Raw genomic sequence first — 13,940 nt, 5'->3', positions numbered from 1 at the left:
AGTATAGCCGGTCGTCTAAAAGCATTGAGTGCCAGGTACAGACGTGCCCGATAAAATATATCTTTGTAAAATGGAAGTAAAGTTAAGTGCGGAAAGTATAGCTGATGCCCGGTCGTGGAGCCTGCCTGACCCGCGAAGTATAATCCGGAACCGGATGCTGCAGCACCTGTCCTTCTGGGTGTGCTACGTGGTATTTTTCGGGTTACTGTACGGTAGCTACATCGATGATTATTACAATGCCTTTATGGTGGAGCTGGTGGAGCTTCCGTTTAAAATGGCGCTGGTATACTTTAACATGTATTACCTGATGCCGAAGTTTTTGCTCACCAGGCGTTATCTTGAGTTCTTTGTTTACCTGCTGCTACTTACCGGCGCCATTGCCGGACTGATGCAGTACGTACTGCTGCCTTTGCTTATTCATCCGCTGATATGCCCAACCACCTGCACCCAGGATAACCTGACGCTATACCGCTTTGTGAAGAACATTGTGAACATAAATTACCTGGTAGCTATTTCAGCAACTATAGTTTTGCTCCGTAACTGGTACCAGCACCAGCAGTCGGCACGCACGCTGTCGCAGGATAAACTTGAGGCAGAGCTTAAATTTCTGAAAGGCCAGATTCACCCGCACTTCCTGTTCAACACGCTCAACAGTCTTTATTCCCTCACACTCAAAAAGTCAGATAATGCCCCTGAGATGGTACTAAAGCTTTCTGGTCTGATGGACTATATGCTATATGATGCTAATGCTGCCAAAGTGCCCCTGGAGAAAGAATTAAACTATATCCGCAACTATATAGACCTGGAACGCATCCGGTACGGTAACCGGGTAGACATTAGCTTTACCGAGGCCGGAACTATACTTGGAAAAACCATTGCGCCCATGATGCTGTTACCGTTCGTAGAGAATGCCTTTAAACATGGTGTGAGCACCGAAACAGAAAATGCATGGGTGCGCATAGATATAAAAGTACAGGACAGAAACCTGAGCCTGCGCGTAGAAAACTGTAAGTGTGGCGAGAAACAAGACCGCTCTGACCGCGAAATGGCTTCCGGAATTGGTCTTAAAAATGTGCGACGCCGCCTGGAGCTACTGTACAAAGATGCTTATAGTTTAGAGATTGAAGACGAGCCGGATGTATACGCTGTGCACCTGGAGTTAGACCTTAGCGATAGAACCCATGAAGATTAGATGCCTGATAGTAGACGATGAGCCACTGGCACTGGACGTACTGGAAACATACATTAGCAGGGTAGATAACCTGGAACTGGTGTGTCGCTGCAACAATGCAGTGGAAGCCTATAACTGCCTGCAAACCGAACAGGTAGATGTCATGTTCCTAGATATCCAGATGCCGAAGCTTACAGGTATAGATTTTCTGAAGTCGCTGGCAAACCCTCCTAAAGTAATTTTTACCACCGCCTACCGCGATTACGCTGTAGAAGGCTACGAACTGAACGCTGTAGATTATCTTCTGAAGCCCATTTCCTTCGACCGCTTCCTGAAAGCAATTGCTAAAGTAACACCACAGGAAACAAAGTCGCCTGCAAGTATAAATGCCTTTGAGCCAGATTATAAAGAAGCCTTCATTTACCTGAAATCCGATAAAAAAATGGTGAAGGTGATGCTGGCAGATATTCTGTACATCGAAAGCCTGAAAGACTACATCCGGGTAAAGACAGAAACAAAAGAGATCATCTCGTATCAGAAGATCAGTTTTCTGGAAGAGAAGTTACCTGCCGATAAATTCCTGCGCATCCACCGTTCTTTCATCATCGCTTTAGATAAAGTACAGGCTTTCTCGGCCACCGCTGTAGACCTTGGTAAAAACGAAATTCCTATTGGCCGGCTTTATAAAAATGAAGTGCTGCAGATACTAGGCAAGAACAACCTGCTGGAAGCATAGCTTCTATAATTATGAATTAGAAATTAAAAATTAGAAATTAGGGTAAACAACGGTTTAGGTCTAGAAGGGCTTAGTACATTAAGTATAAAACTTTAGCTGGTGTTCTAAAGTATAGTTTCCTGCACAAGTTCTCATTCATAATTCGTAATTCTTAATTCATAATTCACCCGTGAATACCATCTCCAAAAAGAAGTTTTTTTACCCTATATCGGATGGGCTGCGCAAGTACCTGCACCATTATGGCCGCGACACTAAACTGCCTGTAAAGTACGAGGACCTGCTGCATTATTCTGATTCTTTCCCATACTTCGATAAAAAAGGAGTTGATACGCTTTGGGAAACGGTGATGTATGAGCAACAGTCGCAGGACGAGCTGAACCATGGCCTGACCATGATCTACGCCTTACTTAAAACAGACGGAGATATGTCGGTGATGGAGCATTTGTATGTGTCCAGGATTGATTACTGCACCTTTGGTAATTCCAATCCTTTCAGGGTGCAGATCATGAACCAGCTGAACGACAACTACGACTATTTTTATGTAAAGCGCGCCGATGCATCGCGTATCTATGGTCTGGAGTTAGAGCACATTTTATCTCCAAGCCGCATTAATTATTTAGTTGATGGTGATACTTTAATTGAAGAACACATTGCCGGTATACCTGGTGATATTTTTATTAAAGAATTTGTGGACAGGCCCGGCAGTAATAAGGTGCGTATTGCCAAAGAGTTTGTAAAGTTTAACGAACGCTGCTTTGTGCGTCTGCTCGGCGATATGCGTTCATACAACTATGTGGTAGATATTACTCCTGATTTTGAAGACGAGCAATACCGCGTGCGCCCCATCGACTTCGACCAGCAGAGCTATGAAGGCAAAAAGACCATGTACCTGCCACAGTTCTTTAAAGACAATAACGTGATTGTGGACCTGGTGCTTAAGTTGCTGAAGCCCGAAACCGTAAAGCAGTACCAGAACGAGGAACGTACCCTCATGTTCCGCCGCCTCAAATCCGCGCGTTACCGCCTCAAAGACCTGATCGACTGCATGCGCAAAGACACGATCTCTACTCCGGAAAAAGTAGAACAGCTAAAAAAGGAATTGGCAGAACATCATAAATCAGACGAGTTCCTGAAGTGTAAATGCATGGGGGATCTGGTAAGGCTAAATTTGAAAACTATTCTTGTAAAAGCTCCTAATGTTGCTGTTGGTTAAGCATAAGTCTTATTTGTCACCCCGAGCGTTAGCCGAGGGATCTTATGTATCCTATAGTTGACGTTACTAGCATCTTGTAATAAGCTATCCCTCCATAGCTGCCTCTATTTCTGGGAGCTTTACTTGCCTACAGTTTTATAGTTGGCTTTGGTGCGCTCACGGCCGCGGAGCCTCGTCTTCGGGCATCGCGCGGTGTACATTCCCTTTGCTCGTTTCCTCGCAATGCCTTGCCGGCACCGGAAATCTACAAGGCGCTCAACCCGAAGACTGATATCAGTTTGATAGTTAACTATAGTTAGAGGGGAAGTTATAGTTGCATAGCTTTGCTCGTGATCATAGTTCCGTAGGGACAGGTCGCGACCTGTCCGCTCATGTACTGTACCTATAAAACTATAGGTGAAAGTATAGCAAAAACATTATTGTCCCCTTGAGGGGACTATAGGGGTGTCAAAACAGCAGCTATAAAACTATGGCCGCATAACTATAGCTGTAGCAGAAAAGCTCCCCGCCTTAGATAAGGAGGGGTTGGACAACGGCTACTATAAAAACACCTCCCTACCCTCCTCAAGGAGGGAGTTTCCTTGGATGGGATTAAACTCCCTCTCCTGTTTTGGGGCTAGGAGCCCTCTTTAAAAGGAGAGGGGTGAGGTAAACGCCAACATTAAAACTACAACCTCTCCAAATTAAGCCGGGTGCGGTCGCTGTTTTGCAGGTTGCCGGTGTTTATAGTTGTGGCAGGCTCAAACAAAAGTACTTCTGCCTCAACGGGTGCAACAGGTTTATGCTCAACGCCACGAGGTACAACAATAAATTCGCCCGGATTCAGGGTAATGACTTTATCCCGCAGGTGCATTTCAAAACTGCCGCTAACTACCAGAAAAAATTCATCCTCGTGCTCGTGGTGGTGCCAATCGAACTCACCTTTAAATTTTGCCAGCTTTACCTGCTGTCCGTTTAACTCACCTGCAATACGCGGGTTCCAGAAATCAGCTATCTGCTTAAACTTATCGGCAAGGTTAATCTTCTCTATTGTCTGCATATAATATGGTGATAAAGATCAGTTAAATTTATTTGGACTTATTCTAAATAGGCTTTACATTTGTATCAATATGAATCAGCCGCAAGTGAAGTTAGGAGAGAAGACGCAGATTTCCGCTGCCATGCACGAAGTTTTTACAACTGAAGCAGGTGTTGTATACCAGTGCAACAAGCGCAACCGCTTAATAATTGATTTTGCAGGATCAGTAACTGAGCTAAGAGTAGAGACTTTTCTTCGTCTGAAAAAAGCAGTAGACAGTATTGATCTTAGTAATATGGCTGTTAATACTCAGCGCTGCTCCGATTATGAACTGGTAACGGTCTGTGGATGTGACAAACTATATGTACTGACCTTACCTGAGATCTATACTTTTAAAGAGCTGTTGGGAGGCGCTAAATTTGCCCTTGAACTGAACAGTATGCTCCACGAATGCCTGAAGGCGCAGGTAGCATAACATAAGTTAAACACATATACTTATAAGCACAGGCAGTACCTGTGCTTTTTTTATTTAGACTGCTTCCATATTTGCCGCAGGGGCTTCTAAATCAGAACATAATCCTTTAAATTAAGTATGAATAAAAGATGTTTTATACCTGAAAACATCCAACATTATAACCAAGCCTATACTTTATGAAGGACCTACTGAGACTAAGAACATCCCTTACAGAAGAAATTGAGAAAGTGCTGAACGAGCAGATAAAAATGGAAGCAGACGCATCGGCCATGTACCTGGCCATGAGTGCGTGGTGCGACCGTAACGGCTTTGATTTTAGCGCTGGCTACTTTAAAGAGCAGTCTGATGAAGAGCGTGAGCACATGCTGCGTTTGTTTAAATATGTGTCAGATATGGGTGGTCGTGCCGTGTCACCGGACGTAACCAATGTGCAGATAGAGTTCGAATCGTTCAGAAGTGTGTTTGAGCAGGCCCTGCAGCAGGAGATAGCGGTAACCCAATCATTTAACCGTATCGCTGATCGTTGCCAGAAGTCGAAAGATTATGTGACATTTACCTTTCTGCAGTGGTTCCTGAAAGAGCAGATCGAAGAAGAGTATGTAGCCCGTCGTGCCCTGGAACTGTTTGAGATTATTGGCGAAGAGGGAACCGGTCAGTATGAAATTGATAAGCGTGTACCTAAAATAAAGTACGACGATACGTATTAATCATATAAACTGATAAACAAAAAAGCCTTTGGTGTGCACACCAAAGGCTTTTTTGTTTATCAGTTTTTAGTTGCGGTTTATTCCGGTTTAGTTAAAATATGCTCTTTAAAAGCCTCCACGGCCTGCTGTTCGGTAACGTGGTGCATCCAGTAATTATCCGGCTGAAAACACATAACAGGAGCAAAATCGCAACGGTCAGTACACTCGGTTTTTACAACTTCCACACGTCCCTTCAGCCCCGCTTCTTTTATCAGGTTACGAAGTGCTTTCCCGTTTTCTTTGCCACCTTTTTTCTTGCACTTGCTACCGGTGCACACATAAACCACTTTGTCAGGTGTCTGGAAGTTTTTACTCATCAGCTCAGTTTTATAACAATTGCCTTATACAAGTATAAAGCATAAAAAGATAACAGGTACCCAACTATAAATTAGTTGGTATGTTCCCGTAGCCAAAGCTTTGCAGCCTCCGGGTCTGTAAACACCCGCATTTCAATATGCGATCTGATCAGGTTTTGCATTATAGAGGCAGCCTTAAAGGAAAGTGAATCCTGGTGTGTAATGTGTGCAAATCTTTTTAACCCGGCTTTAATAGCTATAGGTAACCAGACCTGCTCCACCCAATCCAATGCATTATCCCAGCGGCCAACAAGGTTGCGGTTATCATTCAGTACCCTGTTCAGGTTATTTGCCTGCATAGCCTCTAAATAGGCTATTGCCCCTTTTGCAACATTTTCAGGAGTTGGGTAACCAATCCAGTCTGTGTAAATCCAGTTTTCATTTGAGTTATACTTGATCTTTAAAAAGGTTTTTCCTGTAGATGTTTTTAACTCTTCAGAATGAATAATTTGCAACATGCCTGCTAAAAGTTTTTTTACTACACCAGTTTTGTGCAGTGTAGATACAACAACCAGCTGTTGCTATTAGTTGCAAAACAAAGGCCTGAAATGATAGTTTCAGGCCTTTTTATAGTTGTTTAAGTGGTAGGTCTTGGTTTTGGCAGCGGTTTGCGCGGCATCTTTTTCTCGCGCATAGCCGTGTGGTAAACTATAGACGCAACTATAACCGATGCTTGTTTCAGGTCTTCAGCCTGCAGACGTTCATAGTTATCCTGATTGGTATGGTGCGTGCGGGTATCATACTCAATCTCATCCTGAATAAACTGGAAGCCCGGTAAGCCCAGTGCATCAAACGCCAGGTGGTCGGTGCCGCCAGTGTTTCGTATTGTTATCGTATTAGCACCCAGATCGTGGAAAGGCTTGAACCATTCTTCAAAAATAGGGCGTACCATGTCGTTACCCTGCAGGTAAATGCCCCGTATTTTACCGGTTCCGTTGTCCAGGTTATAGTAGGCTGAAAGCTTTTCATGTTCCTTTTTCAGGGCCATAGTTGCCGGGTCTCCGAAATGTTGTTTGGCATACCCACGGGAACCATGTAAGCCCTGCTCTTCGCCGCCCCAAAGCGCAATTCTTATAGTTCTTTTCGGCTGGATATTTAAAGACTTAAGTATACGCACAGCTTCCATCATTACAGCAACACCCGCCGCATTATCGGTAGCGCCCGTAGAGGCATGCCATGAGTCGATGTGGCCGCCCAGCATTACCACTTCGTCTTTTAGTTTTTTATCAGTGCCAGGTATTTCTGCAATTACATTAAAGCCCTTCAGGTTATCAGTCAGGAATTTGGTTTCGGTTTCCATTTCCAGCTCTACTTTCTGACCGGCTTCCAGTAAACGGACTAATCTTCCATAATCTTCCAGGCCCATTTCCATTTCCGGTAAAACAGGCTTAGCGTCTACAGCATAAGGGGCACCGTTTGTAGTAAAGTGTGTGCCATGCGTACCGCCACGTGTGCTAAGTATAGCCGCAGCACCTTCGGCCATTACAAACTCATTAACCTTAGCACGTAACTGCATCATGGCGCGCCAGTCGGTCATGTTACGGTTGTTGCGCTGGTTGTTTTCAGCATCTGGGTTAGCAGCCAGTTTCTTAAGGTCTTCTTCAGTGTGGCGCTTGGCGTCCGGCTCAAAAGAGGTAATGGCTTCGCGGGTTGGTGGGGTAAGTATAATCTTGCCTTTCAGCTTACCTTTATACTGTTGCAGGTCTTCTTCTTTTTCAACTTTTATAAGTATAGCCTCGCCTTTTAGTTCGCCGTTTGTGCCAGGTGTCCAGGCTTTTGGTGTTGCGATCAGGTGCTGGTAGTAAGGGGCCGTCATGGCTACATATGATTTCTGGAATTCCCAGCCGCGACCAAATGTACCCCACTCTTCGAGGTGCGCATTCTTTAATCCCCATTCGGTAAGTTTGCTTTTAGACCATTCGTTAGCACGCTGTAAACCAGTAGAGCCTGATAAACGCGAGCCGCTTACATCGGTCAGGTAAAAAGCAGTCTCCATCACTTTGGAGTTCTTCAGGCCTTCCTGCTTAATACGGTGCACCATGTCCAGGTCTACAGGCTCTTGCTGGGCAAATGCCACAAAAGCACACTGCAGCAGCAAGGTGGTTAGTAAGGTTTTTTTCATGTTAGTTGGGTTAGAGATTAGTGTTTTATTCTATTGCTAAAGCATAGACTAAGGTTTATACTTATAGTTTAATATGCTCAATGTCAGTATCGGATATAAGTATAGTTTAGGACTAATATAGGAAAGATTGGTGAGTATAACAGAAGTTTTTATAAACAACAAAAGCTGGTTATTTTAGATTAAACTTTTAACTTATTACTCCATCTAAGTACAAACTAACTAATCTAATATCTAATCTGAGATGAACCTCTACAAAACCAAAACTGCAGGTATAGCTTTGCTGGGCCTGCTGCTGCTGGGTGGTGCCCAAGCTCCGGTTGCTTTTGCGCAGGGCAACCAGGACCTGAACCTGACTTATCAGCGACCTCCGCAAACCATTGCCGATATTATTGATGCCCCTGCCACGCCGGGTGTAAGTATAAATGCTAAAGGCGACCTGATGTTGCTGCTGGAACGCCCGGGTTACCCAAGTATAGAGGAACTGGCACAACCGGAAAGCCGTCTGGCTGGCCTGCGCATTAACCCTGCCACCAACGGGCAAAGCCGCACTTCTTCTATCAGCAACATTAAAATTAAGCAGGTAAAAGGTGGTCAGGAAAGCCAGATCACAGGGTTACCTAAAAATGCCCGACTGTCTTATGTCACATGGTCTCCGGACGAGAAGTATATTGCTTTCACTAACACAGTGGCTAATGGTATTGAGTTATGGATTGCTGATATTTCTGCAAAACAGGCAAAGAAGCTAACTGAAGCAAAAATAAACGATGCCTACAGTGGTACTCCGTTCGAGTGGACATCGGATAGCAGAGCACTGGTAGTAAAATTTGTTGATGAGAAGCGTGGCGAAATGCCTAAACCTGCTCTGGCTCCTGCCGGCCCTACAATTCAGCAGAACATTGGTAAAGCCAAGCCATCACGTACTTACCAGGATCTGCTAAAGAACCGTAACGACGAGCAGCTGTTTGACTACTACATGCAGACCCAACTGAAACTGGTAACAGTAGATGGCGCTCAACAGCCAATTGGCAAACCAGGTATAGTTAAAAGTGTAGATGTGTCGCCGGATGGGCAATACCTGCTTGTGCAGACAATTCAGAAGCCATACTCTTACCTGGTACCATCTTACTACTTTCCGTACAACGTGGAAGTATGGAGCCGCGATGGCAAAGTAGTGAAGCAACTGGCACAACTTCCATTAGCCGAAGATATTCCGATTGCGTTTGATGCCGTAGCGAAAGGCCCGCGCAGTTATAGCTGGCGTCCTGATAAAGCAGCCTCACTGTACTGGGCAGAAGCGCAGGATGGCGGCGATGCGAACAAAGAAGTAGAAGTACGAGACATCGTTTATACTTTGGATGCTCCATTTGCTGCAAAGCCTGCTAAACTGGCTGCTACCAAGTATAGATACCGTGGCGTGCAATGGGGCGAGAACCTTGCATTAGTAAACGAACGCTGGTGGAAAACCCGTGCTGAGCGTGTAAGTATGGTTGACCCTTCGAAGCCGAATAAAGCTACTGTACTTATCGAGCGTTCTTATGAGGATGGCTACAACGATCCGGGTTCGCCTGTGTTTACCAAAAACAAGTATGGCCGCAGCGTATTGCTAACTGATAAAAAAGGGCAGCACATTTATATGATCTCGGAAGGTGGCTCGCCAGAAGGTAACCGTCCGTTCCTGAGCGAATTTAACCTGAAGTCTAAGAAAGCCAACATCCTGTTCCGTTCTGAAGCGCCTTACTACGAGCGCCCGGTAGATATCATCGACCTGGAAAAAAAGCAGATCATCACCAGAAGAGAATCTGAGAAAGATGCACCTAACTATTTTGTGCGTGATCTTGGCAAAAAGCAACTGACGCAGGTAACTGCTTTCCCGCACCCGACTCCGCAACTGGAAGGTGTCCAGAAAGAAATGTTGCAGTATGAGCGTAACGATGGTGTGAAGCTGAATGCGGTATTATACTTGCCGAAAGATTACAAAAAAGGTGATGCGCCGCTGCCAATGCTGATGTGGGCTTACCCGCGTGAATTTAAAAATGCAGCAACAGCCGGCCAGGTAAAAAGCTCACCTTACGAGTTTACACGCATCAGTTCAGGCTCACCACTGTTCTGGGTAACACAAGGTTACGCCGTATTGGATAGAACGGATATGCCTATAGTTGGCGAAGGTGATGCACAGCCAAATGACACTTATAACGAGCAGTTAGTAGCCAGCGCCAAAGCAGCCATCGATAAGGTGGTAAGTATGGGTGTAGTTGATCCGAAGCGTATTGCAGTTGGTGGTCACTCGTACGGCGCTTTCATGACGGCAAACCTACTGGCACATTCTAATCTGTTTGCGGCTGGTATTGCGCGCAGTGGTGCCTACAATCGAACACTTACACCGTTTGGTTTCCAGCAGGAAGAACGCTCTTACTGGGAGGCTCCGGAAGTATACTTCAGAATGTCGCCGTTCTCTTTTGCAGATAAAGTGAAAACTCCAATCCTGCTTATTCATGGCGAGGCCGACAACAACTCCGGTACTTTCCCGATCCAGAGCGAGCGTTTCTACAATGCCTTAAAAGGCCACGGTGCAACAACACGCTTAGTTTTTCTGCCACACGAAAGCCACGGCTATGCAGCCAAAGAATCTATCCTGCACATGCTTTGGGAAATGGATACCTGGCTGAACACTTACGTGAAGAATCGACAAGTGCAGTAAGTATAAAATTTACTATTTAAACGCCCCGGCTATACTTTAGCCGGGGCGTTTTGTGTTTAATGTGAAGTATAGCTAAACAAACCTCTCCCTTATCAGAGAACTGTAAAGTAACTATAAACTATAAATCCAGTATTATGTCTGATACATTGTGTGTTAGCTTAATTTCTTGTCTGAAGTTGAAACCAAACAATAGCCTTATGAAAAATAGACACCTGTTATTTTCTTCGGCTGCACTTGCTGGCTTACTGCTGTCGGGTTGCAGTTCTTCTACCACTACTTCCGATGATGCTGCTAGTACTACTACCGCAGCCGGTACAACAGAGGTAAACATGGGGCGGGGGCTGGACCTGGCGAACCTGGACACTACCGTAAACCCATGCGTAGACTTTTACCAGTTTGCAAATGGCGGCTGGGTAAAGAATAACCCGATACCAGCATCAGAGAGCCGTTGGGGATCCTTTAACGAACTGGCTGAAAAGAATAATGCTGTACTGCGGGAGCTGTTAACAGAAGCAGCGTCTAACACTACTGCTACAAAAGGCTCTGCAGCGCAACTGGTTGGTGATTTTTATGCAGCCGGTATGGATTCTATGGCAGTTAACAAAGCAGGTATGACTCCGATAAAACCGGAAATGGATCGTATTGCAGCTATTAAAACGACAGATGATTTAGTAAAAACCGTTGCTGACCTGAAGACCAAAGGAGTGGGTGGCTACTTTACGATGTATGTAACCCAGGATGATAAGATCAGCACACAATATGCGTTGTGGGCGGTACAAGGCGGCTTGGGATTGCCTGACCGCGATTATTACCTGAAAGATGACGACCGTTCTAAAACCATCCGGACTGAGTACCTGAAGCACCTGCAAAACATGTTTCAGTTAGTGGGTAGCGATGCAGCAACTGCTCAGAAAAAAGCCAGAACTGTAATGGACATCGAAACAAGATTGGCAAAAGCATCCAGAACCCGGGTGGAACTCCGCGACCCTTATGCCAACTACAACAAAATGACCATGCAGGAGTTTACCAAACTGAATCCCAACCTGAAGGTAACGCAACTACTGAACGGCATGGGTGCACAAACTGCCAAAGAGGTTATAGTTGGCCAGCCTGCCTTCTTTAAAGAGCTTAACTCCATGCTTAAAAGTATACCTGTAGCAGACTGGAAAACCTATACACAGTGGCATTTAGCGCGCACTTCTGCCCCATACCTAAGCCAGGAGTTTGTGCAGGAGAACTTTAACTTTTATGGTAAGGTGCTGAATGGTGCTAAAGAAATGCAGCCTCGCTGGAAACGTGCACTGCGTGCCACTGATGATGCCATGGGCGAAGCACTGGGCCAGTTATATGTCCAGAAAACATTCTCGCCGGAGGCAAAGCAAAAAGCCCTGGAAATGGTAAGTAACCTGCAGGAAGCATTTAAGGAACATGTGCGTGACCTGGACTGGATGAGTGATGAAACTAAAAAACGTGCACTCGAAAAACTAGATGCCTTTGCCGTAAAAATCGGTTACCCGGACAAATGGGAGGAATACAAAGGGCTGGATATAAGCCGTGACTCATATGCTGCCAACATGATGCGTGCCAGCCAGTTCGCCTTCCGTAAAAATATTGGTAAAATTGGTCAGCCTATAGACCGTACAGAGTGGTTTATGTCTCCGCCAACTGTTAATGCCTACTATAACCCAAGCATGAACGAGATCGTGTTCCCGGCTGGTATTCTGCAGCCTCCGTTCTTCGACCCGAAAGCAGATGATGCAGTAAACTACGGTGGTATGGGTGCAGTAATCGGCCATGAATTGACACATGGTTTCGATGACCAGGGAGCTAAGTATGATTTTGCCGGTAACCTGAAAGACTGGTGGACCAAAGAGGATCTGGAGAAGTTTAATGCCCGCGCTGCCATGGTAGACCAGCAATACAGTGCCTATACCGTACTGGATAACCTGCATGTTAATGGTAAACTAACAATGGGCGAAAACATTGCAGATATTGGTGGTCTTAACATTGCCTACACTGCTTTGCAGAAAGCACTACAGAAAAAGAACCCAGGTCTGATAGCAGGCTTTACGCCAGAGCAGCGTTTCTTCCTGGCATGGGCCCAGATATGGCGTGTGAATATGCGCGACGAAGCCCAGAACCAGCAGATATTGACCGACCCGCACTCACCTGGCCGCTTCAGAACTAATGGCCCGGTATCTAACATGCCGCAGTTCTACGAGGCCTTTGAGTGCAAACAAGGAGATAACATGTTCCGTGCTCAGGATAACCGTGTGAAGATCTGGTAATACAACCTATAAAGTATAAGGCTAAAGGCGCTGCAAAACTGCAGCGCCTTTCTTTTTTAGTTCAACTATAAATCAAAACACTATACAGCACACGGCTCATTATATATCTTATATTTGTACTATAGCCAACTTAACTATCTTCCAGCTTAATGATAGAACATCTGACAGACCCTGCTTTATCTGTAGTTATTCCTGTTTTTAATGAGGAGAAAAATCTCCAGTTGCTATATGATAGGTTAAGTGCTGTGCTGCAGCAGATGCAGGTTACTTATGAGCTGGTTTTTGTAAACGATGGAAGTATAGATAATTCGTTAGGTGTGCTTAAAAGTATAGCTGTTGCAAATGCTTCTGTAAACTATATCAGTTTAAGCCGGAATTTCGGGCACCAGGTAGCGGTTTCTGCCGGATTGGATGCTGCCACAGGCAAAGCGGTGTTGGTAATGGATGCAGACCTGCAGGACCCACCTGAACTTATTCCGCAACTATACGCCAAAATGCAGGAGGGTTTTGAAGTAGTGTATGCCCGCCGGGTTTACCGAAAAGGCGAGAGTTTTGTAAAGAAAGCTACTGCAAAATTTTTCTACAGGCTGCTAGCTAGGATCACCCATGTAAATATCCCCTTAGACACCGGCGACTTCAGGATAATGGATACTAAAGTAGTGCGTGTGCTGCAACAGATGCCTGAGCGCAATAAGTTTCTGCGTGGGCAGGTGGCTTGGATAGGATTCCGTCAGACATACATCAACTTTACCCGTGATGAGCGATATGGTGGTTCATCCGGCTATACTTATCGAAAGCTACTCCGTCTGGCTTTTGATGGCATTACCTCATTCTCAGACTTTCCTCTTAAAATGGCTTCTATGCTGGGATTTATAGTTTCCGGCGGAGCATTTCTGTTGATGATCTATACATTGCTGGCCCGTCTGGTATTTAAAGATTACGTGGAAGGGTGGGCTTCTATTATTTTAAGTGTGCTGTTTCTGGGTGGAGTTCAGCTGATCTGTATTGGTATTGCCGGCGAGTACCTGGCGCGTGTATTTAACAACGTGCAGGGCAGGCCATTGTATGTGGTGGATGAGCAAAATATAAAGGCACGGGAAGAAAAAGAAGTATAAGC

The 13,940-nt window shown here is 45.2% G+C and carries 12 protein-coding genes; 8 read left to right on the top strand and 4 right to left on the bottom strand.

Annotated features, from left to right (window positions below; translation table 11 throughout):
• Positions 1 to 70 precede the first annotated feature (70 nt).
• From MJ612_RS10375 to MJ612_RS10365, 3 genes are all read left to right on the top strand, one after another.
• A complete protein-coding gene (locus tag MJ612_RS10375) occupies positions 71 to 1,192 on the top strand; it encodes a sensor histidine kinase (protein WP_187033406.1) in 1,122 nt (373 codons plus the stop codon).
• Complete coding sequence (locus MJ612_RS10370) at positions 1,182 to 1,907, top strand: LytR/AlgR family response regulator transcription factor (RefSeq protein ID WP_187033405.1); 726 nt, start codon at positions 1,182 to 1,184, stop codon at positions 1,905 to 1,907. The genes MJ612_RS10375 and MJ612_RS10370 overlap by 11 nt, the downstream gene beginning before the upstream one ends.
• Positions 1,908 to 2,076: 169 nt before the next feature.
• Positions 2,077 to 3,120 (top strand): hypothetical protein, encoded by a 1,044-nt coding sequence (locus tag MJ612_RS10365; protein WP_187033404.1) that lies wholly within the window; start codon positions 2,077 to 2,079, stop codon positions 3,118 to 3,120.
• Between the two features lie 667 nt (positions 3,121 to 3,787).
• Here MJ612_RS10365 and MJ612_RS10360 read toward each other — a convergent pair.
• Positions 3,788 to 4,159, bottom strand: a complete 372-nt coding sequence (locus MJ612_RS10360; RefSeq protein ID WP_187033403.1) for a cupin domain-containing protein — start codon at positions 4,157 to 4,159, stop codon at positions 3,788 to 3,790.
• A 70-nt stretch (positions 4,160 to 4,229) separates the two neighbouring features.
• On the opposite strand from MJ612_RS10360, the gene MJ612_RS10355 reads away from it, so the two are divergent.
• Entirely contained in the window at positions 4,230 to 4,613 is a 384-nt protein-coding gene (locus MJ612_RS10355) for a hypothetical protein (protein ID WP_187033402.1), read from the top strand.
• A 176-nt stretch (positions 4,614 to 4,789) separates the two neighbouring features.
• Positions 4,790 to 5,320 (top strand): ferritin, encoded by a 531-nt coding sequence (locus MJ612_RS10350; protein ID WP_187033401.1) that lies wholly within the window; start codon positions 4,790 to 4,792, stop codon positions 5,318 to 5,320.
• Between the two features lie 77 nt (positions 5,321 to 5,397).
• Here MJ612_RS10350 and MJ612_RS10345 read toward each other — a convergent pair whose 3' ends face one another.
• The 3 genes from MJ612_RS10345 to MJ612_RS10335 form a co-directional block, all read right to left on the bottom strand.
• Positions 5,398 to 5,676 carry a (2Fe-2S) ferredoxin domain-containing protein gene (locus tag MJ612_RS10345; RefSeq protein WP_187033400.1) on the bottom strand — a complete coding sequence of 93 codons (279 nt, stop codon included), beginning with the start codon at positions 5,674 to 5,676 and terminating at the stop codon, positions 5,398 to 5,400.
• A gap of 71 nt (positions 5,677 to 5,747) precedes the next feature.
• Entirely contained in the window at positions 5,748 to 6,173 is a 426-nt protein-coding gene (locus MJ612_RS10340) for a hypothetical protein (protein WP_187033399.1), read from the bottom strand.
• Between the two features lie 119 nt (positions 6,174 to 6,292).
• Positions 6,293 to 7,837, bottom strand: a complete 1,545-nt coding sequence (locus MJ612_RS10335) for a M28 family metallopeptidase (protein WP_187033398.1) — start codon at positions 7,835 to 7,837, stop codon at positions 6,293 to 6,295.
• 241 nt (positions 7,838 to 8,078) lie between these two features.
• Here MJ612_RS10335 and MJ612_RS10330 point away from each other — a divergent pair, with 241 nt between their 5' ends.
• From MJ612_RS10330 to MJ612_RS10320, 3 genes are all read left to right on the top strand, one after another.
• Positions 8,079 to 10,535, top strand: a complete 2,457-nt coding sequence (locus tag MJ612_RS10330; protein ID WP_187033397.1) for a S9 family peptidase — start codon at positions 8,079 to 8,081, stop codon at positions 10,533 to 10,535.
• Between the two features lie 197 nt (positions 10,536 to 10,732).
• Positions 10,733 to 12,823: a M13 family metallopeptidase gene (locus MJ612_RS10325; protein ID WP_187033396.1), complete on the top strand. Its 2,091-nt coding sequence runs from the start codon at positions 10,733 to 10,735 to the stop codon at positions 12,821 to 12,823.
• 149 nt (positions 12,824 to 12,972) lie between these two features.
• Entirely contained in the window at positions 12,973 to 13,938 is a 966-nt protein-coding gene (locus MJ612_RS10320) for a glycosyltransferase family 2 protein (protein ID WP_187033395.1), read from the top strand.
• Positions 13,939 to 13,940: the final 2 nt, after the last annotated feature.

Source organism: Pontibacter deserti (assembly GCF_023630255.1).
In the GTDB taxonomy this organism is placed as follows: Bacteria; Bacteroidota; Bacteroidia; order Cytophagales; family Hymenobacteraceae; genus Pontibacter; species Pontibacter deserti.
The sequence above is the reverse complement of the archived record's forward strand: the minus strand, read 5'-3'. Positions and strand labels throughout refer to the sequence as shown.

What these genes read in the sequence shown, in the direction of transcription:
- MJ612_RS10335 (WP_187033398.1), bottom strand. Translation starts at nt 7,837, where the DNA reads ATGAAAAAAACCTTACTAACCACCTTGCTGCTGCAGTGTGCTTTTGTG.
- MJ612_RS10320 (WP_187033395.1), top strand. Translation starts at nt 12,973, where the DNA reads ATGATAGAACATCTGACAGACCCTGCTTTATCTGTAGTTATTCCTGTT.
- MJ612_RS10375 (WP_187033406.1), top strand. Translation starts at nt 71, where the DNA reads ATGGAAGTAAAGTTAAGTGCGGAAAGTATAGCTGATGCCCGGTCGTGG.
- MJ612_RS10345 (WP_187033400.1), bottom strand. Translation starts at nt 5,676, where the DNA reads ATGAGTAAAAACTTCCAGACACCTGACAAAGTGGTTTATGTGTGCACC.
- MJ612_RS10350 (WP_187033401.1), top strand. Translation starts at nt 4,790, where the DNA reads ATGAAGGACCTACTGAGACTAAGAACATCCCTTACAGAAGAAATTGAG.
- MJ612_RS10325 (WP_187033396.1), top strand. Translation starts at nt 10,733, where the DNA reads ATGAAAAATAGACACCTGTTATTTTCTTCGGCTGCACTTGCTGGCTTA.
- MJ612_RS10360 (WP_187033403.1), bottom strand. Translation starts at nt 4,159, where the DNA reads ATGCAGACAATAGAGAAGATTAACCTTGCCGATAAGTTTAAGCAGATA.
- MJ612_RS10340 (WP_187033399.1), bottom strand. Translation starts at nt 6,173, where the DNA reads ATGTTGCAAATTATTCATTCTGAAGAGTTAAAAACATCTACAGGAAAA.
- MJ612_RS10330 (WP_187033397.1), top strand. Translation starts at nt 8,079, where the DNA reads ATGAACCTCTACAAAACCAAAACTGCAGGTATAGCTTTGCTGGGCCTG.
- MJ612_RS10370 (WP_187033405.1), top strand. Translation starts at nt 1,182, where the DNA reads ATGAAGATTAGATGCCTGATAGTAGACGATGAGCCACTGGCACTGGAC.
- MJ612_RS10355 (WP_187033402.1), top strand. Translation starts at nt 4,230, where the DNA reads ATGAATCAGCCGCAAGTGAAGTTAGGAGAGAAGACGCAGATTTCCGCT.